Raw genomic sequence first — 21,280 nt, forward strand, 5'->3', positions numbered from 1 at the left:
TAAGCTCAACACCAGCTTGCAGTTCATCCATTTGGCTTTTCTCGTACTACTGCTCAAAAGATCGTAAACAGGCTCTAACGTGCGGGTTCGGGCCGTGCAAGCTTGTAGGGTGGACAACGCGAAGCTTGTCCACCATGGTTCAAGCTACACGACGTTCAAGAATGAACCGCCATGCCCAATTACCGCCGTGCCCGCGTTCCCGGCGCTACCTACTTCTTCACCGTCAACCTGCAAGATCGCCGCAGCGATCTGCTGATCCGCGAGATCGATCTGCTGCGCGAGACCGTGCGCGCAACACGGGCTCGGCATCCCTTTCATATCGACGCCTGGGTGGTGCTGCCCGACCATATGCATTGTATGTGGACGCTACCGCCAGGCGATGCCGGCTTCACCCTGCGCTGGAAGGTCATCAAGTTCGCCTTCGCCAAACGCCTCCCCGTCACCGAGACTCGCACAGATAATCAGCAGCGCCGCGGCGAGCGTGGTATCTGGCAACGACGCTATTGGGAACATCTGATCCGGGATGAACGGGATTACCAGCAGCACTTCGATTACATCCACATCAATCCACTAAAACATGGCTATGTCGAGCAGCTGGCGGATTGGCCGTATTCGAGTTTTCACCGTGCAGTGGCGATGGGCGTCTATCCCGCTGGCTGGTGTGTAGAGCCCGAGCGGTCGGACAGAAATTATGGTGAGTAAGGGGTTCGACGTTATATCGCTATGGTGGATGAAAAGAGCGTCGGCTACGCGCCCCGATCCACCCTACGTGACCGCGCCCCTACGCGGAGCGTGGAACGATCACTCGGACTTCTGCCCTTTGCCCTTCTTCTTGGCAATCGCCTTCATCCGCGCCGCAGCCTTCTGCACCGTGGCCATCTTCTCCGGCCGCTTCATGCCTCGCCACTTGCGGATTTCCTCCCGCGTGCGCCCACAGCTGACGCACATTTCGCTGTTGAGCTGACACAGCGACACGCAGGGGTTTTCAATGTCCTTGGCCACGTTTGCCCCTTGCCGGCTGCTCGACCGAAAACGCCACGTGCTCATTGATGCGGGCCACGCTGATGCCTACTGCCTCGAACGCGGCCAGGGTCAACGCCAGCATCCTGGCCTTTTCCGCGCCTGCTAAAGCCCGCGCTCTGTTGGCTTCGCTGTCGAACATCCAGGTAACCAGCAGGCTCTCGGGAAAGCGCTGGTAATCGACGTCGTGGGTGAGCCACTGGAAACCGACGATTTCGCTCTTGGCCGTCTCGCAGGCGTCGGTCAGGGTGCGAATCAACTCGCGCTCGATACCTGCATATTTTCGTTTCGACGCTGCCATAAGGCCCTTCTGGATCAATGCTCGATGCGCCGCCATGTTACCCGAGACGGCACGCCCATAGGCCTTCGGCGCCAACGCCCGCAAGCCCTACGGGTTACAATGCCGCCCGCCGTTTTTATCAAGAGCCCGCCCGATGTTCACCCTCACCCACCTCGACGCCCCGCCACCCGAGTCCCTCAAAGCCCAGGTGCTGCAGATGGTGGTGGACTACTTTAGCGATATCAGCCCAGTGCCGCTGACGCCCAGCAACCCGCTGTTCCAGCTGTACCAGTACGTGATCGGCTACGAGGTGCACCTGTATCTGCAGGCCATGAATGGCGAAGCCGATAGCCCGACACAGTTGCTGCTGGCCCTGGACGATCAGGACCCGGTCGTGGTGCTGGGTTTCGCCCTGTACCTGCCCAGCCAGGACGACGCCGAGGCCTGCACCCTCGCCTACATGGCCGTGGCCGCAAGCCACCGCTGTCGGGGTATCGCTCGCGCCATGCTGCAGCGCATCACCGAGCGGCATCCTCATCTGGAGCTGGCTTGCGTCGCCGGCAAGGTGCCGACCTTCGAGGCCATGGGCCTGCAGGTGCTCGCCGCCCAAGGGCCGCAGGTGCTGATGAACACCCGCGACCAGCGCTCCGATGGCCTGGTGGCCGTGCAGGACCTGGCGCCGGTGTTTCAGTCCACCGAAGTGCGGCAGATCCACGCCTACCTGCTCAAGCAGCATGGCAAGAAGGCCATGAGCGAGGCCGAGAAACAGCGTGACTATCACCTGGATCAGCTCGCCCATCAGGCTCGTCAGCTGGTTGCCGAGCGGCTTACGCCGACGCTGCACTGATCACATAGCCGAGGACGCTACCGATTTGCGTGCCGGATCACGCAGCATGACGAACAGATGCCATAACCTGCCGAGATTGCCGAGCAGTTATGGGCAGGAAGCCGGCGCAAAGCCTTTCAATGCTATGCGCCCACGGCCCTGGGAACACCCAGTAGTCAGACCTCTGGACGAGAATGCGCCTATGGACATCCGCTTTCTGACCTTCCCCGATTTTCACAGCGTATATTTCTATCGCGCCATCACCCTGGCGATTCTGATGGCGATTGGCAGCTTGGTGCTGTTCAAGGCATCGGCCATGCGGCTGCCCGAACTGCTGCTGGTTGGCGGCTGCCTGCTGCTTATGGGTTGGCGATTTGCACTGGAATGGCGACGCATGAACAAGGCCGGGCCGGCCTCTATTCACAACGATGAGCTGATCATTGCCAGCGAAAGCAATCAGCGTCAGATACCGCTGAGCAGCGTGCGCGCTGTGGCCTCGAAGCACAGCCTGTTCATGGTGCGGCGCTATCGCTCATGGAGCGAGCATCTGGCGTTCGTGGAATTCACCCTGCACAACGGCGAGCGCCTTTACACGCTGGCCGAAAGTGCGGTGTTCGAGTCGCCGGCGGCCAAGCGCAGCCTGGCGGCGATCCAGGCCGCCGTGTTGGCGGCCAAGGTGAAAAGCGCAGCGGCTGACAGCGCTGCAGCGCTGGCCAGGTAACCGGCGCTGCAGGCCTACGCCGAAAGCTTGGATAACGGCGACAAGCAAGGTCAATGGCGCGCGAAGCGAATACCCACTGTGAGCTCCAATGGTCGGCAACACGACAACCCGCCAGAAGTATCTCGGCTGCTACGGGACATCCATGGAGCTGGCGCATAACGAGACACAAGTCGCAAAAGGAGAGTCAAAACTTTATCAGCGCCGCCTCGGTCATGTGGATTACGAGCGATTGGCTCGTATCGCCATTTCATAACGGGACTGCCAACATGACTCGCAATGATCGTAGTGCTCCAACCAGCTACACCGACCCAGCTCCCCACGACTTAACTGCAGCAGCACCGCTGCTCAAACGCATTTCCTGGAGTGCGGTACTCGCCGGCGTAGTGCTTGCCATGATGGTTTCCCTGCTGCTCAGCGTGCTGGGCACCGCCATCGGAAGCGCGAGCATCGACCCGCTTCAAGAAACCAATCCTACTGCGGGCATGGGTTTTGGCGCAGCCGCCTGGGTGGTGATCAGCTCGGTAATTTCGCTATCGGTAGGTGGCTGGGCAGCTGGCCGCCTGGCACAACGCGAGGGCGCCTTTCACGGCCTGCTGGTATGGGCGAGCGTATCGCTGATCACCGTCTACCTGCTGTCCAACGCCATTACCGGTGTGGTGCGCGGCGGCATGAATCTGGCTGGCAGCGGGATTTCGGCCTTGGGTAGCGGCATCGCTCAGGTGGCGCCGGCGCTAGGCGGCAAGATTCAGGAAGAGCTGCGCGAACAAGGGATCGATTTCAATCTGGACGACATTCAGGGCGAACTCGAAAAAGCCATGCGCCAGACCGGCAAGGCTGAACTGGATCCGGAAAACCTCAGTGAGGACGCCCAGGCCACCCAGCAGGATGCGCAGGAAACCGCACGACGCAGCGTGGAAAATCCACAACAAGCTGACGAGCAACTGAGCGGTTTGCTAGACCGTATCAAGGACAAAGGCGATCAGGTGTGGGACGCGGCTGACCGTGAAGCCCTGGTCAACTTGATCAAAGCGCGTGGAAACAAGACGGACGCCGAGGCCAATCAGATCGTCGATCAGGCTGAGGCCAGCTACCGCGAGGCCTATACCAAGTATCAAGAACTCAAGGCACAGGCCGAGCAAAAAGCTCGTGAAGCAGCAGAAGTGGCCGCCAAACGCGTTTCCCAAGGCGCATGGATCGTACTGATCACCTTGATCATATCTGGTCTGGTAGCTGCTGGGGCTGGTGCACTGGGGCGTCGCACTCAGCCGCCAGCCAAGGCAGTCGCTGCGGTTTGATCGATTTGTGGTAACTGCCGACCGGCCGAACCACCGTGCCCGCATTGGCCTAGAGCCTTGCGGGCGCGGTGGTTTCCGGACAAGTGGCTGGCAGGGAAAACCTGACCATCCCTGCAAGAGGTATCAGCGCGTACATCAGCGCTTCACGCAAACGAACAGCGCGTTGCCGGCGTTCTCGCTGATCGGCAGGATTTTCTGATAGTCGTGCTCTAGCACATGAACCTCGAAGTGCGGCTCGAGCAGCGCCTCAAGCTCAGCGAAGCTGACCGCGACCATGGGGTGTTCGTCGTGCCAGGTCAGGGTTTCATCGCCCGTGATCTTTTCGATGCGTAAGCGCAGCGCCTGCCGTTCCCCCGTCCCGATGTAGTGCCAGCCAGAGCTGAAGGTAAAGCGCCCCGCTTCGACCTGCACGGTGTGCGAGGCGAACAGGCGATTGTCGATGCGGGTGCGGTCGACCGCATTGAAACAGAACAGCCCGCCGGGCTGCAGGGCGCGGTGCACGCTGGCGATGCAGGCGGCGAGGCGCTCGATGCTGGCGCTGTAGTGGATGGAATAAAGAAAGCAGGTGATCAGGTCGACCGGTTCGTCGACGCTGAATGCGCACATGTCCTGTACCGCGAAGTGCGCTTCGGGGCAGCGGATGGCGGCCTTGTCGAGCATCGGCTGGTTGATGTCCAGCCCGCTGCTCTGGAAGCCGGCATCGAGAAAATGCCGCACGTGGGGCCCGGTGCCACAGGCCAGGTCCAGGTGCCGCTTGCCGCCGTTGCCGAACAACTGCTGCAGGCGCTGCACGGCGTGGCTTTGCGCCTGATAGTCGATATCGGCGCACATCAGGTCGTAGTAATCGGACAGGTCCGTATAGAGGGCATTGACGGGCATCGAGACCTGACCATGACGGGGTGTTTTCGAGGGTGGCGGATCATAGCCGAAAACCCGCGTGGCGCTGCCACTATTCGCTGTGCGGCTGCAGCAGGCCGCGGGCGGATAAGCCCGGCTGATGGCCGCCCCGCGCGAAACGCCATGCAGCCTGCCAGACGGCGAACGGCAGCTTACGCGGCGCTGGCGATCCATTAGACTGCCCGGCAAAATGGCGCCCCGCTGCACACCTCCCCTCGCCCGGTCGACTCCGATGCCCAAGGCTCACACCTACCTGCTCCGCTACCCATCCGCCAGCCTGCTGTTCGTGCAGTTGCTGGGCATCGTGCTCTACCCGTTCATGGAACGCCTGTCCGAGGGGCGGGCCATCGTCGGCGCCTTTGGCATCGTGGTGCTGGCAATGTCGCTGCGCATGGTGCGCAGCAGCCCGACCATCCAGTGGATCGCCTTCACCCAAGCGGCGTGCATCCTGATGCTGACCGTGGCCCTGGAGTTCGAATACAACACCGCGCTGTCGATCCTCCTCGCGGCGCTGGAGTCGAGCTTCTATTTCTACGCAGCCGGCGGCCTGATCGCCTACATGATGGAAGACCAGCGCGCGAGCACCGACGAGCTGTTCGCCGTCGGCGCCACCTTCACGCTGCTGGCCTGGGCCTTCGCCCATGCGTTCCATGTATGCCAGTTGCTCAGCCCGGGCAGCTTCACGGCGGCGATCAACCCCGAGGCGCAGCGCACCTGGGTGGAGCTGCTGTTCCTGAGTTTCACCACCCTGTCGGGCGTCGGCCTGAGCGACATCATTCCGCTGCGGCCCTTCGCCCGCGCTCTGGTGATGCTCGAGCAATTCGCCGGGGTCATGTACATCGGCCTGGTGGTCACCCGCCTGGTCAGCCTGACGGTCAGGCCGAAACACAGCTGAACCCGTGGTTGCAGGACTGAACGGGTGGGTATTCATGGCTCGGGAAAAGCCTGCCAGCCACCCGGTTTCGCCCATGACGGCTACGCTCAAACACACGATCGCCGCCGCTCGAATCCAGCGGCGCAGCTCGCTCTCGATTCTTCTACCCGCAGGCCCAGCAGACCATGGCGTTCGACCCCCTAACCATACTGACGATCACCATCGCCCTGGCGTTGGCGGCCGCGTTGTATATGGCCATCGAATGGCAAACCGTACGCGAGCCTTCGCTGCTGTTCTGGAGCGCCGGTTTTGCATTGATCAGCGTAGGCTGCACCCTTGCCTTGCTGCGCAGCAGCGGCCTGCTGCTGATCGGTATCTGGTTCGCCAACGGCCTGCTGATAACCTCGCACTGGCTGTTCTTCGCCGGGGTGGCGCGCTTTACCGAAACGCGGCTGTCGCTGGCCTGGGTCCTGGTGGCCGTGGTCTGGTTCGCGATGTTACTGCTGCCGGAAGGGCCGGAGTGGTCGAAGATCATGCTCGTGGTCAATTCGCTGCTGATCGCGCTGATCACCATCAGGGCCAGTTTCCTGCTGCGCCCTCGGGGTAAATCCCTGGGCGCCGGCGCTGCCCAGTTACGCTTCGTACTGCTGGGCCACGGGCTGTTCTACGTCGCCAAGACCTTTCCGGTACTGGTGCCGGGCACGCTGATCGACCTCGCGGCATTTCGCGGCGAGATCATCCAGATCTCGCTGGTGGAGGGTGTGATGGCATTGATGCTGATCGCCCTGTCGATGACCGGGACCGTGCGTTATCGCCGGGAGAAACGTATCGAACGCCTGGCCGCCCGCGACCCGCTGACCGCCATGTACAACCGCCGCGCCCTGGAAGCGCGAGCGCCCAAACTGCTCGACGGGGTTTCGCCGAAGCACCCTGGCGCGCTGCTGCTGATCGATATCGACAACTTCAAACAGGTCAACGACCTGCACGGCCATACCGCCGGCGACAAGCTGTTGATCGCACTTGGCGAGATGATCCGCCGGGTGCTGCCCGAGGGCTCGCTGGCGGCACGGCTGGGCGGTGACGAGTTCGTGATTCTGCTCAGGGATGCGTCACCAGCGCGTATCACCAGCCTCGGTGACCTGCTGCGCCAGCAATTTCAGAGCACCACCGCGCAGACGTTCGCCACTCCCGAAGCGGTGACCCTGAGCATCGGCGCCAGTCTGTTCGACCAGCCGCCTGCCAGCCTGGCAGCGCTGATCGAACAGGGCGACGTGGCGCTGTATCAGTCCAAACGCGGCGGGCGCGACAGTATTCGGCTGGTCGATCGCACCGCCAACGCCGAACCGCTGGCGGGATAGGGTCTGTTCCCGTTTCAGCGCGAGCCGCGTTGCTGCGAGAAATGGCCTCCGGTTAGGCGCAGGACGCAGGGAATGGTCGTTCCCTTGCCAAGTCCTGCAACGACAGCGGAGGTCATTTCCCGCGCAACCCGGAGGGCCGGGCCAGTTTTTGCGCGATTCGGCGTTACTCGATGGCTCATTTGGCCTGCCAAACTTCGCATCTCGTGCCTTGCCTCGCGCAAAAACTGGCTCCGGCGCGGCCGTGCGTGAAACGGGAATAGACCCTAACTGAACATGCTGTCGTCGTCGAAGAAATCCGAGCTGTCGAAGGCATCGGTATCGATGTCGTTGCTCATGTCGCTGTTGCCCGCGTAAGGGGCGTCATTGGCGAAACTGTCCTGCATGGGCGCGTCTTCGCGGATGACTTCGACGATTTCCTGGGGCTGGTTGTGATGGAACATGTTGGTGAGCAGATCCGCCACCATCACCCCGCCGGCCACGCCCGCCGCCGTCTGCAGCGCGCCGCGCATGAAGCCACCACCCTGGGCTGCCGGCGCCGCGCCGGGCATGGCCGCGGGCGCTGCAGGTGCGGCTGGGGCATTCTGGGAAAAGCGTGTTTCACCCCAGCCAGCCGGGCGCTGGCTCGGCTGCGGCGCGCTGGCCGGCTGCCCGCCACCGAACAACCCGGAAAGAAAGCCGCCGCTGCCCGCGCGCTGGCGCTGCGCGTCAGTCGCCTGGGCTTCCAGTTCACGCACGCGCTTGTCCAGGCGCTTGATGGCCGCTTCCTGAATCAACAGCGCCTGGGCCATGTAGTACGGCGCTGCAGGCTGCCGGGCCAGATGGTTCTTGATCTGCGCCTCGGCCTCGCTATCGCGCAGCCCGCCCTCGTGCTCGGCTTCTTGCAGGCGGGTGAACAGGCCATCGATCAGGGTTTGCTCTTCGGAATTCATGGGTGCCTCGCTTGAGCCATGGAGAAATGCACGTCCCTGTTCAAGGTGCCAGGCGGCGTCTGGCGTCGCTTGAGCGATACATTGGAGTGAACGACAAAATTACAAGTTCCGGGCCGGCCCACTAAACCTGGCGTCGCCCATGGCCTGCCCACGCTGGCCTCGAAACGGCCGGCCGCCAGGTCGTAAACGCCTTCCCAAGCGGCGTATCTGGGCAGGATGACGCACCAATTTGGAGCAATCATCGGGGCAATCCATAACAACAAGGAAAGCCGCGATGAACGACTCGGCGCGCGGCCTGCTGCTGGTTACCAGCGGTATCGTGCTGCTCAGTTTCGATGGCCTGCTGGTGCGCCTGGTGCAGGCCGATGGCTGGAGCATCGTGTTCTGGCGCGGGTTGCTGATGTTCATCGCCCTGAGCGCCTTCTCGCTGTCGGCCCGCAGCCGGGCGAGCCTGCTGGCCAAACCGCTGCCGAGCGCCATATCGGCTGTACTGCTGGCCTTGATCTCGATCTTTTTCGTGCTGGCGATCATTCAAACCACGGTGGCCAATGTGGTGGTCATCCTCAGTACCGCGCCGCTGTTCGCAGCCTTGTTCACGCGCTTCTTCCTGCACGAGGCGGTGGCCGTGCGCACCTGGCTGGCGATCGGCGTGGCGACGTTGGGCATCGTGCTGGTGTTCGCCGGCTCCTTCAGCGCCAGCGACCTGCTGGGCAACGGTTACGCGCTGCTGTCCTCGGCGGCGCTGGGCGCCAACCTCACCTTGCTGCGCCGCCATTCCAGCCTTGCCCGCATGCCGCTGATCGCCCTTGGCGGGCTGGTGGCCGCGCTGATCGCCCTGCCCAAGGCGCAGCCCCTGGGCCTGGACCCGGCCAGCTACCTGGCGCTGGGCATCATGGGGCTGATGCAGATGCCAGTGGCCACCTTGCTGATCAACAGCGCGACGCGCTACCTGCCATCCGCCGAGGTGGCGCTGTTCTACCTGCTGGAAAGCGTGCTGGGCACCTTGTGGGTCTGGTACTTCCTGAGTGAGGAACCAGCCCGAGCCACGCTGTACGGCGGCGCGCTGGTGATCGCCACGCTGGTGGTGCATGCCGGCATCACCCTGCGCGCCCGCCCCGCTCTTGCGGCATGACCAGGCAGCGCGAATACGCACGCCCATGTCGACCCCAGACAACTGAGCGATTCAAACGCCGCCTAAGGTGAACCACTTTCGTCCAACATCAGGAGCCGTTCATGGCCAACAAACCGATTACCGTTCTGCGCGACACCCAGCCCATGCCCGTGGTCGATGCCTGCAAGTGGGAGCGCATCGAGGGCGAGCCGCACACGGTCAACCTCAACGCCTACACCAGCGACGACGGCAGCAAGATCATGGGCACCTGGATCTGCACGCCCGGTAAATGGCGGGTCGAATACGTGAAGTGGGAGTACTGCCACTTTCAGGAAGGCTACTGCATCATCACCCCGGACGGCATGGCACCGATCCACCTCAAGGCCGGCGATATCTTCGTCGTCGAGCCGGGCATGAAAGGCACCTGGGAAGTGGTTGAGACGGTGCGCAAGTACTTCGTGTTCGCCTGACTTCTTTCAGTGATCGGCCATCGCTGTCGCGGTGGCCGATTATCACGTCATCAGACAACCAATCTCGCCCCCGCCATGCACCCCAAGACAACTCCAAGTAAAACAGCTAAATATCAACGAGATAGAAATCAATCTCGGCGACGCCGTTATTCCGTCGCGATAAATCTTTCGCAGTCATCGTACATCTTGTAGCTTGTTCAGGCCGTTTCGGCCCGACAAAGACAAGAAGGGACATGACATGAACGACACCCAGCCAACTGGAAGCTCGCGCCGCCGCTTCCTCAAGCACTCGCTGATCTGCTCCGCCGCTGCCGCCAGCGCCGGCTCGCTGCTGCCACAATTGGCGGGCGCCGCCCAGCCGCTCGGCCTGCGCTACCCTGACAGCGCCGTGCAGGTGCTCGATGACAGCTTCCTGCAACTGCGCCTGTTCAACGCCAGCGTGGAAAAACTCGCCGACGGCCTGCGCTGGGCAGAAGGCCCGGTATGGTTCGGTGATGGCCGTTACCTGCTGGTCAGCGATATCCCCAACAACCGCATCATGCGTTGGGACGAGATCAGCCAGTCGCTCGCCGTCTATCGCCAGCCCTCCAACTACGCTAACGGCCTGGTGCGCGACACCCAGGGCCGGCTGATCGCCTGTGAAGGTTCCACCACCCAGGAGCTGGGGCGGCGCATCACCCGTACCGAGCACGACGGGCGCATCACCGTGCTGGCCGACAAATTCGAGGGCAAGCGCTTCAACTCGCCGAACGACCTGGTGGTCAAGCGTGACGGCTCGGTGTGGTTCACCGACCCGCCCTTCCAGACCGGCAATTTCTACGAGGGCTACAAGATCGAGCCCGAGTTGCCCCATGGCGTCTACCGCATCGATGGCGAAACCGGCCGGGTCACCCGCGTGGCCGACGACCTGGGCGGCCCCAACGGCCTGTGCTTTTCGCCGGACGAAAAGACCCTGTACATCGTCGAAGGGCGCGCCAAGCCCAACCGACTGGTCTGGGCCTACGCGGTGAACGACGACGGCACCCTCGGCCAACGCCGCAAGCACATCGAAGCCACCGACACCGGCGCGCTGGACGGCATCAAATGCGATGAGTTCGGCAACCTCTGGTGCGGCTGGGGCAGCAACGGCACACCAGAAAGCGAGCCGGAAAAGCTCGACGGGGTGCGGGTGTTCAATAGCGAAGGCAAGGCCATCGGCCATATCTCACTGCCTGAGCGCTGCGCCAACCTGTGCTTCGGCGGCGAGAAAGGCAACCGCCTGTTCATGGCCAGCAGCCATGCGATCTACTCGATCTTCGTGAACGCCCGGGGCGCTAACCTGGTGTGAAAACGCCGATCATGCCCGGCCAATCCGGCATGATCGCAAGGTTGCGTCGGCGCAATGCCGGCGCACTGCGCGTGCACTACAAAATATCCCTAGTAGCACGGGGCCAGCTTCGGGCAAAATTGCCCGCATATTCATCTCCTCCCCCAAACCAAACGGCGCAATCGCCAGGACGCGCTGGCAATCTCGTGCGCCAAGGTGGCCCGAAGGACGTTTCAAATGCTGGCTCCAGTCGATCACAGTGATCAGTCCCGGCGCAGGATGTTCAAGACTCTGCTCTGGGTGACCATGTGCTTCGGTGTGCTGTTTTCGGTATTCAACGCCACCCGCGGGCTGTGGTTGCTGGTGGGCATCGAGGTCATCTACACGCTGCTGTCGCTGTACATGCTGGTGGTGGTCGAGCGCACCCGCCACCTGCGCGCCCTGACCATCGTCTACCTGATTCCCTTTCTGGGCGTGATGATGGCCACCCTGGCCAACCCGAACACCTCGGTGGGCATCTTCGCCTGGATCCAGACCATCCCGATCATTCTCTACCTGCTGCTGGGCCTGCGCCTGGGGCTGATCGGCTCGATCCTGTTCGTCAGCCTGGGCCTGTATCTGTACACCCAGCATTACGCCGAGAAAAACCCCAGCGACAGCCTGGGCTTTCTGCTCGACATCGGCATGGCGACCCTGGCGATCACCATCTTCTCGCACACCTACGAACACACCCGCGCGCAGACCGAGAAGCGCCTGATGGAGCTGATCAGCACCGATTACCTCACTGGCCTGGCGAACCGCTCCAAGCTGACCGAGATCTTCGCCCGCGAGCGCGCCCACGCCCAGCGCAACGACACGCCGCTGGCCCTGGTTTACCTGGATATCGATCACTTCAAGCAGATCAACGACCGCTTCGGCCACGAAACCGGCGACCAGGCGCTGCGCCATTTCGCCAGCGTTCTGTCCCAGCGCCTGCGCGCCACCGACCTGCTGTGCCGGCTCGGCGGCGAGGAATTCGCTGCCCTGCTGCCCAACACCACGGCCGCCCAGGCCAGCGCAATCGCCGAGGAGCTGCGCGAGCGTCTGGCCAGCACCCCGATGCTGGTCAATGGCACGCCCATGCAGATGACCCTCAGCGCCGGCGTGGCCAACCTGGGCCAGGATGGTGAGCGCCTGGACGAGCTGATGAACGCGGCCGACAAGCGCACCTATGCGGCCAAACGTGCAGGTCGCAACCGAGTGGTCAGCGATGAGGCACTCGCCCTCGGCTGATCACGGGTTGGCGTTGAAAAACCGGGCTTTTTTGCTGACGAAGCGAGGTCCGGCGCGGCGAAAAAGCCGGCTCGAGGCCTGGCAAGCGTCATCAGCGCGACTATGCTGAAACTCCATATCGTCCCCCCCGGATCGTTCCCAGGAGTTTCATATGGATATCGCCAGCCTGTTTGCCGAATTGCACACCCTGCCCACCGTGCCGAAGGTCGCCCAGGATCTGATCCAGCAGTTCGACAATCCCTCCACCAGCCTGGAAAGCGTGGCGCGCAATATCGAGCGTGACCCGGTGATCGCCGCCAAGGTGCTGCGCCTGGCCAATTCGGCGCGCTTTCGCGGCTCGCGCGATGCCAGCAGCGTAGAGGATGCCGCCATGCGCCTGGGCTTCAACACCCTGCGCACCCTGGTGCTGGCTTCTGCCATGACCGGCGCCTTCAAGGTCGATACCGGCTTCAACCTGAAGAAATTCTGGCTGCGCAGTTTCCGCGTGGCGAGTATCGCCCGCACCCTGGCCAAACAGTCGAAGCTCGACGCGGATGCCGCCTTTACCTGCGGCATGATGCACAACATCGGTGAGCTGCTGATCCAGACCGGCGCCCCGGACTTCGCCCGCCGCCTCAACCGCCACCCGCAACGTGAGGCCGCGGCCCAGGCCGCCGAGGAAACCCTGCAACTGGGCTTCGGCTACCCGGAAGTCGGCGCCGAACTGGCGCGCCGCTGGCAGTTGCCGGCACTGATCCAGAACGCCATCGCTTACCAGAACAAACCCACCCAGGCGCCGGGCGATGGCCAGTATGCGCGCCTGGTGGCGCAGGCTATTCACGTCGAGGAAAGCCTCGAGGCTCATGGGCTGAGCGATGCAGCCAAACAGGACCTGGAAGGCCCGCTGTTCGAAGGCGTGGACCTGAACAAACTGTTCGAAGCGCTGCCCGCCGTACTGGAAGCGGACAAGGCGTTTGGCGACCTGTTGAACTGACCTGGCGTCACGGCGGGCCCCATCCGAGCGGCCCGCCTTGCAGCATTCCTTCCCCTGGTATCGCAGCGCTCAATACGGGCTACATATCGCTCACGCGTTCATGCAGCACTGCTTGTACTTCTTGCCACTGCCACAGGTGCATGGGTCGTTACGGCCAACCTTCGCCTCGTCGCGGCGAACCGGCAGCACCGGTTCCAGGTGCTGCTGCCAGTAGTCGTAAAGTGCCAGGGCCGCTGGCTCGACGGTGGCGACCGAGGCGTCGTATTGCCCATCGGACATGGCGTTGAGCGTATCCACGCCCTCTTCGCTGCCGTGCAGGGTGATGTTCGCCAGTGCTGTCTGCTGCGCCTCGGGTAGCTCGGCATCGATCCAGCCCGCCACCTGGGCGCCGCGCAGATAACCGGCGCACCACTGCGAGACGATGAGTTTCTCGCCCTGGCCATTGTCGTCGGCCAGGAAGATGGCCTCGTAGTCGTCCGGCTCCTCGCCAAGCATGTAGGCGGCTTCGCTCATCAGCTCGACAGCCAGCTTGGTGAAGCGCTCGCCTTCCTTGTCATTGGCCCATTTGGGCAACTGCTCGGCCCAGATGTGCGGATACCAGATGCCGGGATCGATCTGCCGAGGCCCGGACACGATGGCCGCGAAATAACCGTCCAGTTCGCTGGCGGAAAGAATCGAGTCGTCGTTGCCATACTTGAGCAACAACTGATCGAGTTTTTCGAGCCCTCTGTTATCCATCGCAAACGCCCTCCGAAAAAAGGCCGCTACTTTCCCACAGATGGCCGGCCGCCGACAGCCTGACCAGCCGTCCGGCACATCACGGGTGCCGAGGCGGCTATGGCCCGGTACAATGCGCGCCAAACCGTGCCCCAGAGGAACGCTGCAGCGCCTGCAGCCCCTCGCTGCCTATAAAGAAAAACCATGTCCTTGCCCAAGAACCATCTGGAACTGCTCAGCCCTGCCCGCGATGTCGAGATCGCTCGCGAGGCCATTCTGCATGGCGCCGACGCCGTTTATATCGGCGGCCCGAGCTTCGGTGCCCGGCACAACGCCTGCAACGAGGTGGCCGATATCGCCAGGCTGGTGGAGTTCGCCCGTCGCTATCACGCACGTATCTTCACCACCATCAACACCATCCTGCATGACGACGAGCTGGAGCCGGCGCGCACGCTGATCCACCAGCTCTACGACGCGGGCGTGGACGCGCTGATCGTGCAGGATCTCGGCGTGCTGGACCTGGACATTCCGCCGATCGAGCTGCATGCCAGCACCCAGACCGACATCCGCACCCTGGGCCGCGCGAAATTTCTCGACCAGGCCGGCTTCTCCCAGCTGGTGCTCGCCCGTGAGCTGAACCTGCAGGAAATCCGCGCTATCGCCAATGAAACCGATGCTGCCATCGAGTTCTTCATTCACGGCGCGCTGTGCGTGGCGTTCTCCGGCCAGTGCAACATCTCCCACGCCCAGACCGGGCGCAGCGCCAACCGCGGCGACTGCTCCCAGGCGTGCCGCCTGCCCTACACCCTCAAGGATGAAAAAGGCGGCGTGATCGCCTACGAGAAACACCTGCTGTCCATGAAGGACAACAACCAGAGCGCCAACCTGCGCGCCCTGGTCGAGGCCGGCGTGCGCTCGTTCAAGATCGAGGGTCGCTACAAGGACGTGGCCTACGTGAAGAATATCACCGCGCACTACCGCCGCGAGCTCGACGCGATTCTCGAAGACCGCCCGGACCTGGCCCGCGCCTCCAGCGGCCACACCGCGCACTTCTTCGTGCCCGACCCGGACAAGACCTTCCACCGCGGCAGCACCGATTACTTCGTCACCGAGCGCAAGGTGGACATCGGCGCCTTCGACTCGCCGACTTTCACCGGGCTCTCCGTCGGCCATGTCGAGAAGGTGAACAAGCGCGACCTGATCGCCGTCACCTTCGAACCGCTGTCCAACGGCGATGGCCTCAACGTGCTGGTCAAACGCGAGGTCGTCGGCTTCCGCGCCAACATCGCCGAGCTGAAAGGCGAGTTCGAGGAAGATGGCGAGAAACGCTATCGCTACCGCGTCGAGCCCAACGAAATGCCCGAAGGGCTATTCCGTCTGCGCCCCAATCATCCGCTGTCGCGCAACCTCGACCATAACTGGCAGCAGGCGTTGCAGAAGACCTCGGCAGAACGACGCATCGGCGTGAGCTGGAAAGCCGAGCTGCGCGAAAACGCACTCAAGCTCACCGCCACCAGCGAGGAAGGCATCAGCGCCAACGTCAGCCTGGACGGCCCCTTCGGCGCGGCCAACAAGCCAGAGCAGGCGCTCGATGGCCTGCGTGACCTGCTGACCCAGTTGGGCACCACCATCTACCACGCCCAAGGCGTCGCCCTCGATGCACCGCAGGCATTCTTCGTGCCCAACTCGCAGCTGAAAAGCCTGCGGCGCGAGGCCATCGAGGCGCTGACCGCAGCCCGCGTCGCCGCGCACCCACGTGGTGGGCGCAAGGCCGAGAGCAACCCGCCGCCGGTGTACCCGGAATCGCACCTGTCGTTCCTGGCCAACGTCTACAACCACAAGGCCCGCGAGTTCTATCACCGCCACGGCGTGCAACTGATCGACGCCGCCTACGAGGCCCATGAAGAAGAAGGCGAAGTGCCGGTGATGATCACCAAGCACTGCCTGCGCTTCTCATTCAACCTGTGCCCCAAACAGGCCAAGGGTGTTACCGGCGTGAAGACCAAGGTCGCGCCGATGCAGCTGGTACATGGCGACGAGGTGCTGACCCTGAAGTTCGATTGCAAGCCGTGCGAGATGCACGTGATCGGCAAGATGAAAGGCCACATCCTCGACCTGCCCCAACCCGGCAGCGCCGCCACCCAGGTAGTCGGTCACATCAGCCCGGAAGACCTGCTGAAAACGGCGCGGCGCCAGGCGCCGCACTGAGGCAGATGGCGCGAGCGTCAGCCTTCACTGGCTGACGCTTCGCCACCTCCAGGCGCGCAAACTCCACCCCTGCTGCATCCCCGCCGCCGCCATTAGAATGGCCGCGACGCCCAGCCACTGTAGCGCACTGAGCTGGTGGTCGAAGGCGATCCAGTCGACGGCAATCGCCGCGATCGGGTAGATGAAGGACAGCGCGCCGGTCAGCGCCGTGGGCAGCTTCTGAATGGCGCCGTAGAGCAGCACGTACATGCCGCCGGTATGCACCACGCCCAGGGTGAGCAGGATCGACCAGGTCTGCTGGCCCTGAGGCAGCGTGGTGAAGTCGGCCAGCGGCGCCAGCATCAGCACGCCAACGCTCACCTGGATCAGCGCGATCAGGTGCGGCGGAACGCCCTTGAGCTTCTTGATGATCAGTGCAGCCACGGCGTACAGAAAGGCCGCGCCCAGGGCGAAGGCGATGCCCGTCAGGTAGTCGCCGCCGCCCTGCCCGGCGCTGCCGTGGGCGCTGACGATGGCCAGCATGCCGAGAAACGAGATCGACAGCCAGGCGAGCTTCTGCAGAGTGAGTTTTTCGCCGAGAAACAACGCCGCCAGAATCACCAGCATGAATGGCTGGACGTTGTAGACCGCGGTGCCGATGGCGATCGAGGCGCGGGAATAGGAGGCGAACAGCAGCAGCCAGTTGCCGACGATGGCCACCCCGCTGACCACCGCCAGCATCGCCGTATAGCGGCTGAGCAGACCCGGGCGCAGGAAGCCGAGCATGGCGCAAACCACCAGCAGGGTCAGCGCACCGAACACGCAGCGCCAGAACACCACCTCGAGTACCGGCAGGCCGGCGAGCAGAACGAACCAGCCGATGGTGCCGGAAATGAGCATGGCGGCGACCATTTCCAGCGTGCCTCTATGAATCTTCTTGTCCATCATCGTGCTCCTTGAGTGAGGCACGAATTATGGCAATCGGCACAGCGGCGCTCCATGGCGAAAGGCATGCAAAAGAAGCCATCCGGCTTTAGTATCAAGGCCAAAACGCATAATCGCCTTTGGAGCCAATATGATCGACGAAATCGACCAGCAACTGATCGTCGCCCTGACCGAAGACTCGCGTCGCTCGCTTAAAGCGCTGGCGCAGATCAGCGGCCTGTCCTCGCCCAGCGTGGCGGAGCGCCTGCGCAAGCTCGAAGATAAAGGGGTGTTGAAAGGCTACGGCGCGGACATCGACCCACGCGCGTTCGGCTACCAGCTGCAGGCGATCGTGCGCATCCGCCCGCTACCCGGCCAGTTGCATGAGGTGGAACGGCAGATCCAGGCCACACCGCAATTCACCGAGTGCGACAAGGTCACCGGCGAGGACTGCTTCATCGCCCGCCTTCACGTGCGCTCGATGGAGCAGCTGGACGAGATACTCGACCACATCAACGTCTACGCCCTGACCAACACCGCCATCGTCAAGAAGACCACGGTCAAGCGACGGCTGCCGCCGATGGCGTGATCAAAATGGCGAGATGGCTCGCCATCGTCCCCGGCCTCACTTCAACTGGCTGGCAAAACGCTCCACCGCACCGAGCACCTGCTTGGCGCCCTGACGAATCTCGACGATCACCTCGCCCGCCTGATTGGCCAGCTCCAGGCCGGCTTCGGCCTGCTGCCGGCTGCTGGCCATATCGCGCACGGTGGTGTCGACCAGCTTCTGGTTTTCCTGAACTACACCAACTATCTCCTCGGTAGCCTTGCTGGTGCGGCTGGCCAGCTGCCGAACCTCATCGGCGACCACCGCGAAGCCGCGCCCCTGCTCGCCGGCACGCGCTGCCTCGATCGCGGCGTTGAGCGCCAGCAGGTTGGTCTGCTGGGCGATGCTGCCGATGGTCTGCACCATAGTGCTGATCAGCACCGACTGCTTGCCCAGCGCCTCGATCCCTTCGGAGGCCGAGCCCATCTGTTCGGAGATGCGCTGCATGGTCTGCACCGTATCGGTGACCACCTGTGCGCCGCGCTGGGCGGTGGTGTCGGTCTGCTGGGAAATGCCATAGGCGATTCCCGCCGCATCGTTGACCTCTTCCTCGCGGTTGACCTGGTCGGTGATCACGGTGGCGAACTTGACCACCTTGTAGAGCTTGTCCTGGGTGTCGTGGACCGGGTTGTAGGTCGCCTCCAGCCAGACCACATGGCCGTGGCTGTCGATGCGCTTGAAGCGCCCGGCCACGAACTCGCCACGATTGAGGCGCTCCCAGAACTGCTTGTACTCGGGCGAATGGGTTTCCTGGGAATCGCAGAACATGCTGTGGTGCTTGCCCTTGATGCGATCCAGGCTGTAGCCCATGCCGTGCAGGAACTGGTCGTTGGCAGTCAGTACGTTGCCAGCCAGATCGAACTCGATCACCGCCGTGGAACGCAGCAAGGCATTGATGAAATCCTCGTTTTCCCGCGCACGGTTCATGCTTTCGGTGACCTCGGTACCGAAGCACTGCGCGCGGCGCACCTTGCCACTTTCGTCGACAACCGGCTGCCAGCAGGCCTGGATCCACACCAGGGCACCATCGGCGCGGGTAAACCGGTAGCGATCGCTGACCGAACGCCCGGTACGCACCGCCTCGCTCAGTTTCTTGAAGCACGGCAGGTTCTTCACGTACGCCGGCACGATGTCGCTCATCGGCCGGTTGGCCAACTGCTCAGGGGCGTGGCCGATGAAACGTGAGAAGTTGGCGTTGGCCTCGATGATTCGAAAATCGGGATCGATGGTCAGCGTGATCATCTCGTTATCGATGCCTTTGTACAGCTGTCGGAGCAGCGACAGTTCGGCATCCTTGGCCTGCAGTTCTTTCTTGAGGTGACTACCGAACATGCTCTTTCTCCAAAAAGCAACGATGTGGAAGGTCATCGGCTGCCCTGCCGATTTGTTGAGGGGCCGACCATCGGCGCAATTGGATGCCGATCTGCCATCAAGCATAGAAGGTAGGCACACGGTCATCGGGGTTTTGCGCTGGAAAATTGCCGCTCGCCGTCGGCGAGAAGTCGCGTACTCGAACAGACCAGAAACATACGGGCGAAGTTTGATAAAAAATAATTTGAAAACAGATAGTTACGTCAGAAACACCCCCACGGATTGGTACTGCCTCACAAAACCATCTGATCAGCGCTGGCCTTGTCTCTACGCGATGCCTAAGATGGCGCCCCGCTTTAAGGGGGAGCGCCGCGCTCTGTGAGCTCGCCCGCGTTCAACTCTCAGTTTTTCAAGGAAGAAGCATGAAAAAGCTGCTTTATCTCGGCACCCTTTCCCTATTGCTGATGCTGACCGGTTGCGTGTCCATGGTGCCGGCCGGCCCGATCGGCGACCCCGCGCAGAAAGCCACATCGACTCAACCGCGCGCCGCGATGATCGACGACGTGGTGATTACCGACCCCAAAGTACGTGAAGCCCTGCGCAAGACGCTCAGTGCCCAGTTCACCGCGCAGCTGGCTCGCCGTGTGGAGCGTGGCGAGTACTTCGAGGAAGTGATCAGTTTTCCCGCCACCCTCGGCAAGGACGACGTAGCACTCAAGTTCACCTTCACCTCGCTGAAAGCCAAACGTACACCGCACCCAGCCTACTTTCCCGGCGCCCTGCTGACGCTGACCGTGTGGATCTGGGTCAACGGCCCGATCTATGTCGACAAGTACGACCTCGCCGGCAACCTGCAGATCGCCGATGCCCAGGGCAAGCTGCTCAGCAGTAGCGAGCAGGCCGTCAAGCTCAACCAGAACACCGGCCTGTGGGACAACGATTACTTCAACCCTTCGCTCGGCGCCGATCAGTTGAACCAGTTGGTCGAGCAATTGCTGCAAGACGCCACCGGCAAACTCGCCAAACCCTGACAAGGACGTAGCTCATGAAAAAGTTGTTTACCGCCATTCTCGCCACCGCCCTGCTCACGCTGACAGGTTGTGCGTCTTACTCGAATCACAGCCTGCCGGAGGTTGGCCAGTGGCCGTTGGCAGCACCCGCCGAAGCCAAACCCAGCGCGCAATTGAAGGTAGAGAGCGGCTACCTGTTCAATGACCAGAACCGGGCCGGTGGTTTCAATCAGGACAACCTGGAAAAGCTGCTGGTTAAGGAGTTCAAGGACAGCGGGCGCTTCAGTGCAGTGACCACCGCCAAGGAGCGCTCGGACGTCTATGTGAACGTGCGTGTGATCAATCATGAACGCGGCAGCATGGCCAGCGCATTCATAACCGGGTTCACGCTCTTCATCGTCCCTGGCCGCTTCAAGAACGAGTTTACCCTGCAAGCGCAGTTCAAGGACGCCGACGGCAAGGTGCTGGGAACGGTAGAGAAGAGCGAGACCGTCACCACCTGGATGCAATTGCTGCTGATCTTCGCCGTACCGTTCAATGAATCCTCGGATAACGTGCTGGTACAGCTGACCCGCAGCACCTTGGAAGAAGCTGCACGCCAGAAGCTCATCTGACATCCCGCGGGGCGCGCGATGGCTCGCCCCCACTGATGGACCGAACCATGTTTTCGAGGGAATGAAAATGGTGTACTACCCCAGGGAAGAGCAGCGTGACTTCCTGTTCACGCTGTCCTCGCTTTCGATCTGGATGATCCCGGCCTTCGCCTTCATCGCCTTTCTGGCGCAGAGCGGCGCGAGCATCGCGGTCATCAAACTGTGGTCGACCAGCGCAGAAGGCGTGGTCACCGCCGTGACCGCCATCGAGGGCAACAGCAGCGTCGAGCTTTACGAGTACAGTTTCCAGGCTGCAAACGGCACTCAGCTCAGCGGCTCGGCCGAACAGCGCCGGGCGCCGTCTACCCAGGCCTACCGCGAGGGCCAGCAAATCGAGATCGTGCAGTCTGCGCTGCTGCCACGCTTCTACCTGCCGCGAGATATCTACGAAAACAGCCGCATGAACTTCCTGGTGTTCTCGTTCTGCATCGCGGCAATTCTCCTGCTGCTCGCCGTATCGATCTACGCGCTGGTAAAACAGTGCTCCCACGCCCGTGAAGATCTGCATTACTGATCCGCCAACTGGGTTACCCTGAGCC

Annotated in this window: 23 protein-coding genes and 1 pseudogene; 16 read left to right on the top strand and 8 right to left on the bottom strand. The window is 62.5% G+C overall.

The window, feature by feature from the left end; all coding sequences use genetic code 11:
• Window positions 1–171 precede the first annotated feature (171 nt).
• Window positions 172–702: a transposase gene (locus BVH01_RS19320; protein WP_075931863.1), complete on the top strand. Its 531-nt coding sequence runs from the start codon at window positions 172–174 to the stop codon at window positions 700–702.
• Between the two features lie 99 nt (window positions 703–801).
• Here the strand turns inward: BVH01_RS19320 and BVH01_RS19325 are convergent, their stop codons facing one another.
• Both BVH01_RS19325 and BVH01_RS19330 read right to left on the bottom strand, forming a co-directional pair.
• On the bottom strand, window positions 802–1,002 hold the full coding sequence (locus tag BVH01_RS19325; RefSeq protein WP_027911249.1) for a DUF1289 domain-containing protein: 201 nt from the start codon (window positions 1,000–1,002) through the stop codon (window positions 802–804).
• Window positions 986–1,321, bottom strand: coding sequence for a hypothetical protein (locus tag BVH01_RS19330; RefSeq protein ID WP_075931864.1), 336 nt, complete (start codon window positions 1,319–1,321; stop codon window positions 986–988). Before BVH01_RS19330 ends, BVH01_RS19325 begins: the two co-directional genes overlap by 17 nt.
• 133 nt (window positions 1,322–1,454) lie before the next feature.
• Here BVH01_RS19330 and BVH01_RS19335 point away from each other — a divergent pair, with 133 nt between their 5' ends.
• The 3 genes from BVH01_RS19335 to BVH01_RS19345 all read left to right on the top strand — a co-directional run bounded on the left by BVH01_RS19335 (window position 1,455) and on the right by BVH01_RS19345 (window position 4,142).
• Window positions 1,455–2,147 (top strand): GNAT family N-acetyltransferase, encoded by a 693-nt coding sequence (locus BVH01_RS19335; protein ID WP_075931865.1) that lies wholly within the window; start codon window positions 1,455–1,457, stop codon window positions 2,145–2,147.
• A 181-nt stretch (window positions 2,148–2,328) separates the two neighbouring features.
• Window positions 2,329–2,847, top strand: coding sequence for a hypothetical protein (locus BVH01_RS19340; protein WP_075931866.1), 519 nt, complete (start codon window positions 2,329–2,331; stop codon window positions 2,845–2,847).
• Window positions 2,848–3,113: 266 nt separating this feature from the next.
• Window positions 3,114–4,142 carry a hypothetical protein gene (locus BVH01_RS19345; protein ID WP_075932114.1) on the top strand — a complete coding sequence of 343 codons (1,029 nt, stop codon included), beginning with the start codon at window positions 3,114–3,116 and terminating at the stop codon, window positions 4,140–4,142.
• 135 nt (window positions 4,143–4,277) lie between these two features.
• On the opposite strand, the gene BVH01_RS19350 is transcribed toward BVH01_RS19345, so the two are convergent.
• Window positions 4,278–5,021 carry a class I SAM-dependent methyltransferase gene (locus BVH01_RS19350; RefSeq protein ID WP_075931867.1) on the bottom strand — a complete coding sequence of 248 codons (744 nt, stop codon included), beginning with the start codon at window positions 5,019–5,021 and terminating at the stop codon, window positions 4,278–4,280.
• Between the two features lie 250 nt (window positions 5,022–5,271).
• Here BVH01_RS19350 and BVH01_RS19355 point away from each other — a divergent pair, with 250 nt between their 5' ends.
• Both BVH01_RS19355 and BVH01_RS19360 read left to right on the top strand, forming a co-directional pair.
• Window positions 5,272–5,934, top strand: a complete 663-nt coding sequence (locus BVH01_RS19355; RefSeq protein WP_075931868.1) for an ion channel — start codon at window positions 5,272–5,274, stop codon at window positions 5,932–5,934.
• Window positions 5,935–6,098: 164 nt separating this feature from the next.
• Window positions 6,099–7,271: a GGDEF domain-containing protein gene (locus BVH01_RS19360; protein ID WP_075931869.1), complete on the top strand. Its 1,173-nt coding sequence runs from the start codon at window positions 6,099–6,101 to the stop codon at window positions 7,269–7,271.
• A gap of 263 nt (window positions 7,272–7,534) precedes the next feature.
• Here the strand turns inward: BVH01_RS19360 and BVH01_RS19365 are convergent, their stop codons facing one another.
• Window positions 7,535–8,200 (bottom strand): DUF2076 domain-containing protein, encoded by a 666-nt coding sequence (locus BVH01_RS19365; protein ID WP_075931870.1) that lies wholly within the window; start codon window positions 8,198–8,200, stop codon window positions 7,535–7,537.
• 274 nt (window positions 8,201–8,474) lie between these two features.
• Here BVH01_RS19365 and BVH01_RS19370 point away from each other — a divergent pair, with 274 nt between their 5' ends.
• The 5 genes from BVH01_RS19370 to BVH01_RS19390 all read left to right on the top strand — a co-directional run bounded on the left by BVH01_RS19370 (window position 8,475) and on the right by BVH01_RS19390 (window position 13,332).
• Window positions 8,475–9,332: a DMT family transporter gene (locus BVH01_RS19370; RefSeq protein ID WP_075931871.1), complete on the top strand. Its 858-nt coding sequence runs from the start codon at window positions 8,475–8,477 to the stop codon at window positions 9,330–9,332.
• 101 nt (window positions 9,333–9,433) lie between these two features.
• Window positions 9,434–9,781, top strand: coding sequence for a cupin domain-containing protein (locus BVH01_RS19375; RefSeq protein WP_070886495.1), 348 nt, complete (start codon window positions 9,434–9,436; stop codon window positions 9,779–9,781).
• Between the two features lie 238 nt (window positions 9,782–10,019).
• Window positions 10,020–11,108, top strand: a complete 1,089-nt coding sequence (locus BVH01_RS19380) for an SMP-30/gluconolactonase/LRE family protein (RefSeq protein ID WP_075931872.1) — start codon at window positions 10,020–10,022, stop codon at window positions 11,106–11,108.
• Between the two features lie 216 nt (window positions 11,109–11,324).
• On the top strand, window positions 11,325–12,359 hold the full coding sequence (locus BVH01_RS19385; RefSeq protein ID WP_075931873.1) for a GGDEF domain-containing protein: 1,035 nt from the start codon (window positions 11,325–11,327) through the stop codon (window positions 12,357–12,359).
• 151 nt (window positions 12,360–12,510) lie between these two features.
• Window positions 12,511–13,332 (top strand): HDOD domain-containing protein, encoded by an 822-nt coding sequence (locus BVH01_RS19390; protein ID WP_027904638.1) that lies wholly within the window; start codon window positions 12,511–12,513, stop codon window positions 13,330–13,332.
• A 90-nt stretch (window positions 13,333–13,422) separates the two neighbouring features.
• Here the strand turns inward: BVH01_RS19390 and BVH01_RS19395 are convergent, their stop codons facing one another.
• Window positions 13,423–14,070: a YecA family protein gene (locus tag BVH01_RS19395; RefSeq protein WP_075931874.1), complete on the bottom strand. Its 648-nt coding sequence runs from the start codon at window positions 14,068–14,070 to the stop codon at window positions 13,423–13,425.
• Window positions 14,071–14,253: 183 nt separating this feature from the next.
• Between BVH01_RS19395 and BVH01_RS19400 the strand changes: the two genes are divergently transcribed.
• On the top strand, window positions 14,254–16,257 hold the full coding sequence (locus BVH01_RS19400; protein ID WP_075931875.1) for a U32 family peptidase: 2,004 nt from the start codon (window positions 14,254–14,256) through the stop codon (window positions 16,255–16,257).
• Window positions 16,258–16,281: 24 nt separating this feature from the next.
• Here BVH01_RS19400 and BVH01_RS19405 read toward each other — a convergent pair whose 3' ends face one another.
• On the bottom strand, window positions 16,282–17,181 hold the full coding sequence (locus BVH01_RS19405) for a DMT family transporter (protein ID WP_075931876.1): 900 nt from the start codon (window positions 17,179–17,181) through the stop codon (window positions 16,282–16,284).
• Between the two features lie 130 nt (window positions 17,182–17,311).
• On the opposite strand from BVH01_RS19405, the gene BVH01_RS19410 reads away from it, so the two are divergent.
• A complete protein-coding gene (locus BVH01_RS19410) occupies window positions 17,312–17,749 on the top strand; it encodes an Lrp/AsnC family transcriptional regulator (protein WP_075931877.1) in 438 nt (145 codons plus the stop codon).
• 36 nt (window positions 17,750–17,785) lie between these two features.
• Here the strand turns inward: BVH01_RS19410 and BVH01_RS25285 are convergent, their stop codons facing one another.
• Together BVH01_RS25285 and BVH01_RS25290 are read right to left on the bottom strand one after the other, a co-directional pair.
• A complete protein-coding gene (locus BVH01_RS25285) occupies window positions 17,786–18,343 on the bottom strand; it encodes a methyl-accepting chemotaxis protein (protein ID WP_371915266.1) in 558 nt (185 codons plus the stop codon).
• Window positions 18,323–19,225, bottom strand: a pseudogene (locus BVH01_RS25290) (PAS domain-containing protein); the annotation flags it as partial. The gene BVH01_RS25285 and the pseudogene BVH01_RS25290, both read right to left, overlap by 21 nt.
• A gap of 275 nt (window positions 19,226–19,500) precedes the next feature.
• On the opposite strand from BVH01_RS25290, the gene BVH01_RS19420 reads away from it, so the two are divergent.
• The 3 genes from BVH01_RS19420 (at window position 19,501) to BVH01_RS19430 (ending at window position 21,255) form a co-directional block, all read left to right on the top strand.
• A complete protein-coding gene (locus BVH01_RS19420) occupies window positions 19,501–20,109 on the top strand; it encodes a hypothetical protein (RefSeq protein WP_075931879.1) in 609 nt (202 codons plus the stop codon).
• Window positions 20,110–20,123: 14 nt separating this feature from the next.
• Window positions 20,124–20,702, top strand: a complete 579-nt coding sequence (locus BVH01_RS19425) for a hypothetical protein (RefSeq protein WP_075931880.1) — start codon at window positions 20,124–20,126, stop codon at window positions 20,700–20,702.
• 70 nt (window positions 20,703–20,772) lie between these two features.
• Window positions 20,773–21,255, top strand: a complete 483-nt coding sequence (locus BVH01_RS19430; protein WP_139317879.1) for a hypothetical protein — start codon at window positions 20,773–20,775, stop codon at window positions 21,253–21,255.
• The last annotated feature ends 25 nt before the right edge of the window (window positions 21,256–21,280 follow it).

The organism is Pseudomonas sp. PA1(2017) (assembly GCF_001945375.1).
Classification (GTDB): domain Bacteria; phylum Pseudomonadota; class Gammaproteobacteria; order Pseudomonadales; family Pseudomonadaceae; genus Aquipseudomonas.

Excerpts from the sequence above, each read along its gene's own strand:
- BVH01_RS19320 (WP_075931863.1), top strand. The coding sequence starts at position 172 with ATGCCCAATTACCGCCGTGCCCGCGTTCCCGGCGCTACCTACTTCTTC.
- BVH01_RS19330 (WP_075931864.1), bottom strand. The coding sequence starts at position 1,321 with ATGGCAGCGTCGAAACGAAAATATGCAGGTATCGAGCGCGAGTTGATT.
- BVH01_RS19335 (WP_075931865.1), top strand. The coding sequence starts at position 1,455 with ATGTTCACCCTCACCCACCTCGACGCCCCGCCACCCGAGTCCCTCAAA.
- BVH01_RS19340 (WP_075931866.1), top strand. The coding sequence starts at position 2,329 with ATGGACATCCGCTTTCTGACCTTCCCCGATTTTCACAGCGTATATTTC.
- BVH01_RS19345 (WP_075932114.1), top strand. The coding sequence starts at position 3,114 with ATGACTCGCAATGATCGTAGTGCTCCAACCAGCTACACCGACCCAGCT.
- BVH01_RS19350 (WP_075931867.1), bottom strand. The coding sequence starts at position 5,021 with ATGCCCGTCAATGCCCTCTATACGGACCTGTCCGATTACTACGACCTG.
- BVH01_RS19355 (WP_075931868.1), top strand. The coding sequence starts at position 5,272 with ATGCCCAAGGCTCACACCTACCTGCTCCGCTACCCATCCGCCAGCCTG.
- BVH01_RS19360 (WP_075931869.1), top strand. The coding sequence starts at position 6,099 with ATGGCGTTCGACCCCCTAACCATACTGACGATCACCATCGCCCTGGCG.
- BVH01_RS19365 (WP_075931870.1), bottom strand. The coding sequence starts at position 8,200 with ATGAATTCCGAAGAGCAAACCCTGATCGATGGCCTGTTCACCCGCCTG.
- BVH01_RS19370 (WP_075931871.1), top strand. The coding sequence starts at position 8,475 with ATGAACGACTCGGCGCGCGGCCTGCTGCTGGTTACCAGCGGTATCGTG.
- BVH01_RS19375 (WP_070886495.1), top strand. The coding sequence starts at position 9,434 with ATGGCCAACAAACCGATTACCGTTCTGCGCGACACCCAGCCCATGCCC.
- BVH01_RS19380 (WP_075931872.1), top strand. The coding sequence starts at position 10,020 with ATGAACGACACCCAGCCAACTGGAAGCTCGCGCCGCCGCTTCCTCAAG.
- BVH01_RS19385 (WP_075931873.1), top strand. The coding sequence starts at position 11,325 with ATGCTGGCTCCAGTCGATCACAGTGATCAGTCCCGGCGCAGGATGTTC.
- BVH01_RS19390 (WP_027904638.1), top strand. The coding sequence starts at position 12,511 with ATGGATATCGCCAGCCTGTTTGCCGAATTGCACACCCTGCCCACCGTG.
- BVH01_RS19395 (WP_075931874.1), bottom strand. The coding sequence starts at position 14,070 with ATGGATAACAGAGGGCTCGAAAAACTCGATCAGTTGTTGCTCAAGTAT.
- BVH01_RS19400 (WP_075931875.1), top strand. The coding sequence starts at position 14,254 with ATGTCCTTGCCCAAGAACCATCTGGAACTGCTCAGCCCTGCCCGCGAT.
- BVH01_RS19405 (WP_075931876.1), bottom strand. The coding sequence starts at position 17,181 with ATGGACAAGAAGATTCATAGAGGCACGCTGGAAATGGTCGCCGCCATG.
- BVH01_RS19410 (WP_075931877.1), top strand. The coding sequence starts at position 17,312 with ATGATCGACGAAATCGACCAGCAACTGATCGTCGCCCTGACCGAAGAC.
- BVH01_RS19420 (WP_075931879.1), top strand. The coding sequence starts at position 19,501 with ATGAAAAAGCTGCTTTATCTCGGCACCCTTTCCCTATTGCTGATGCTG.
- BVH01_RS19425 (WP_075931880.1), top strand. The coding sequence starts at position 20,124 with ATGAAAAAGTTGTTTACCGCCATTCTCGCCACCGCCCTGCTCACGCTG.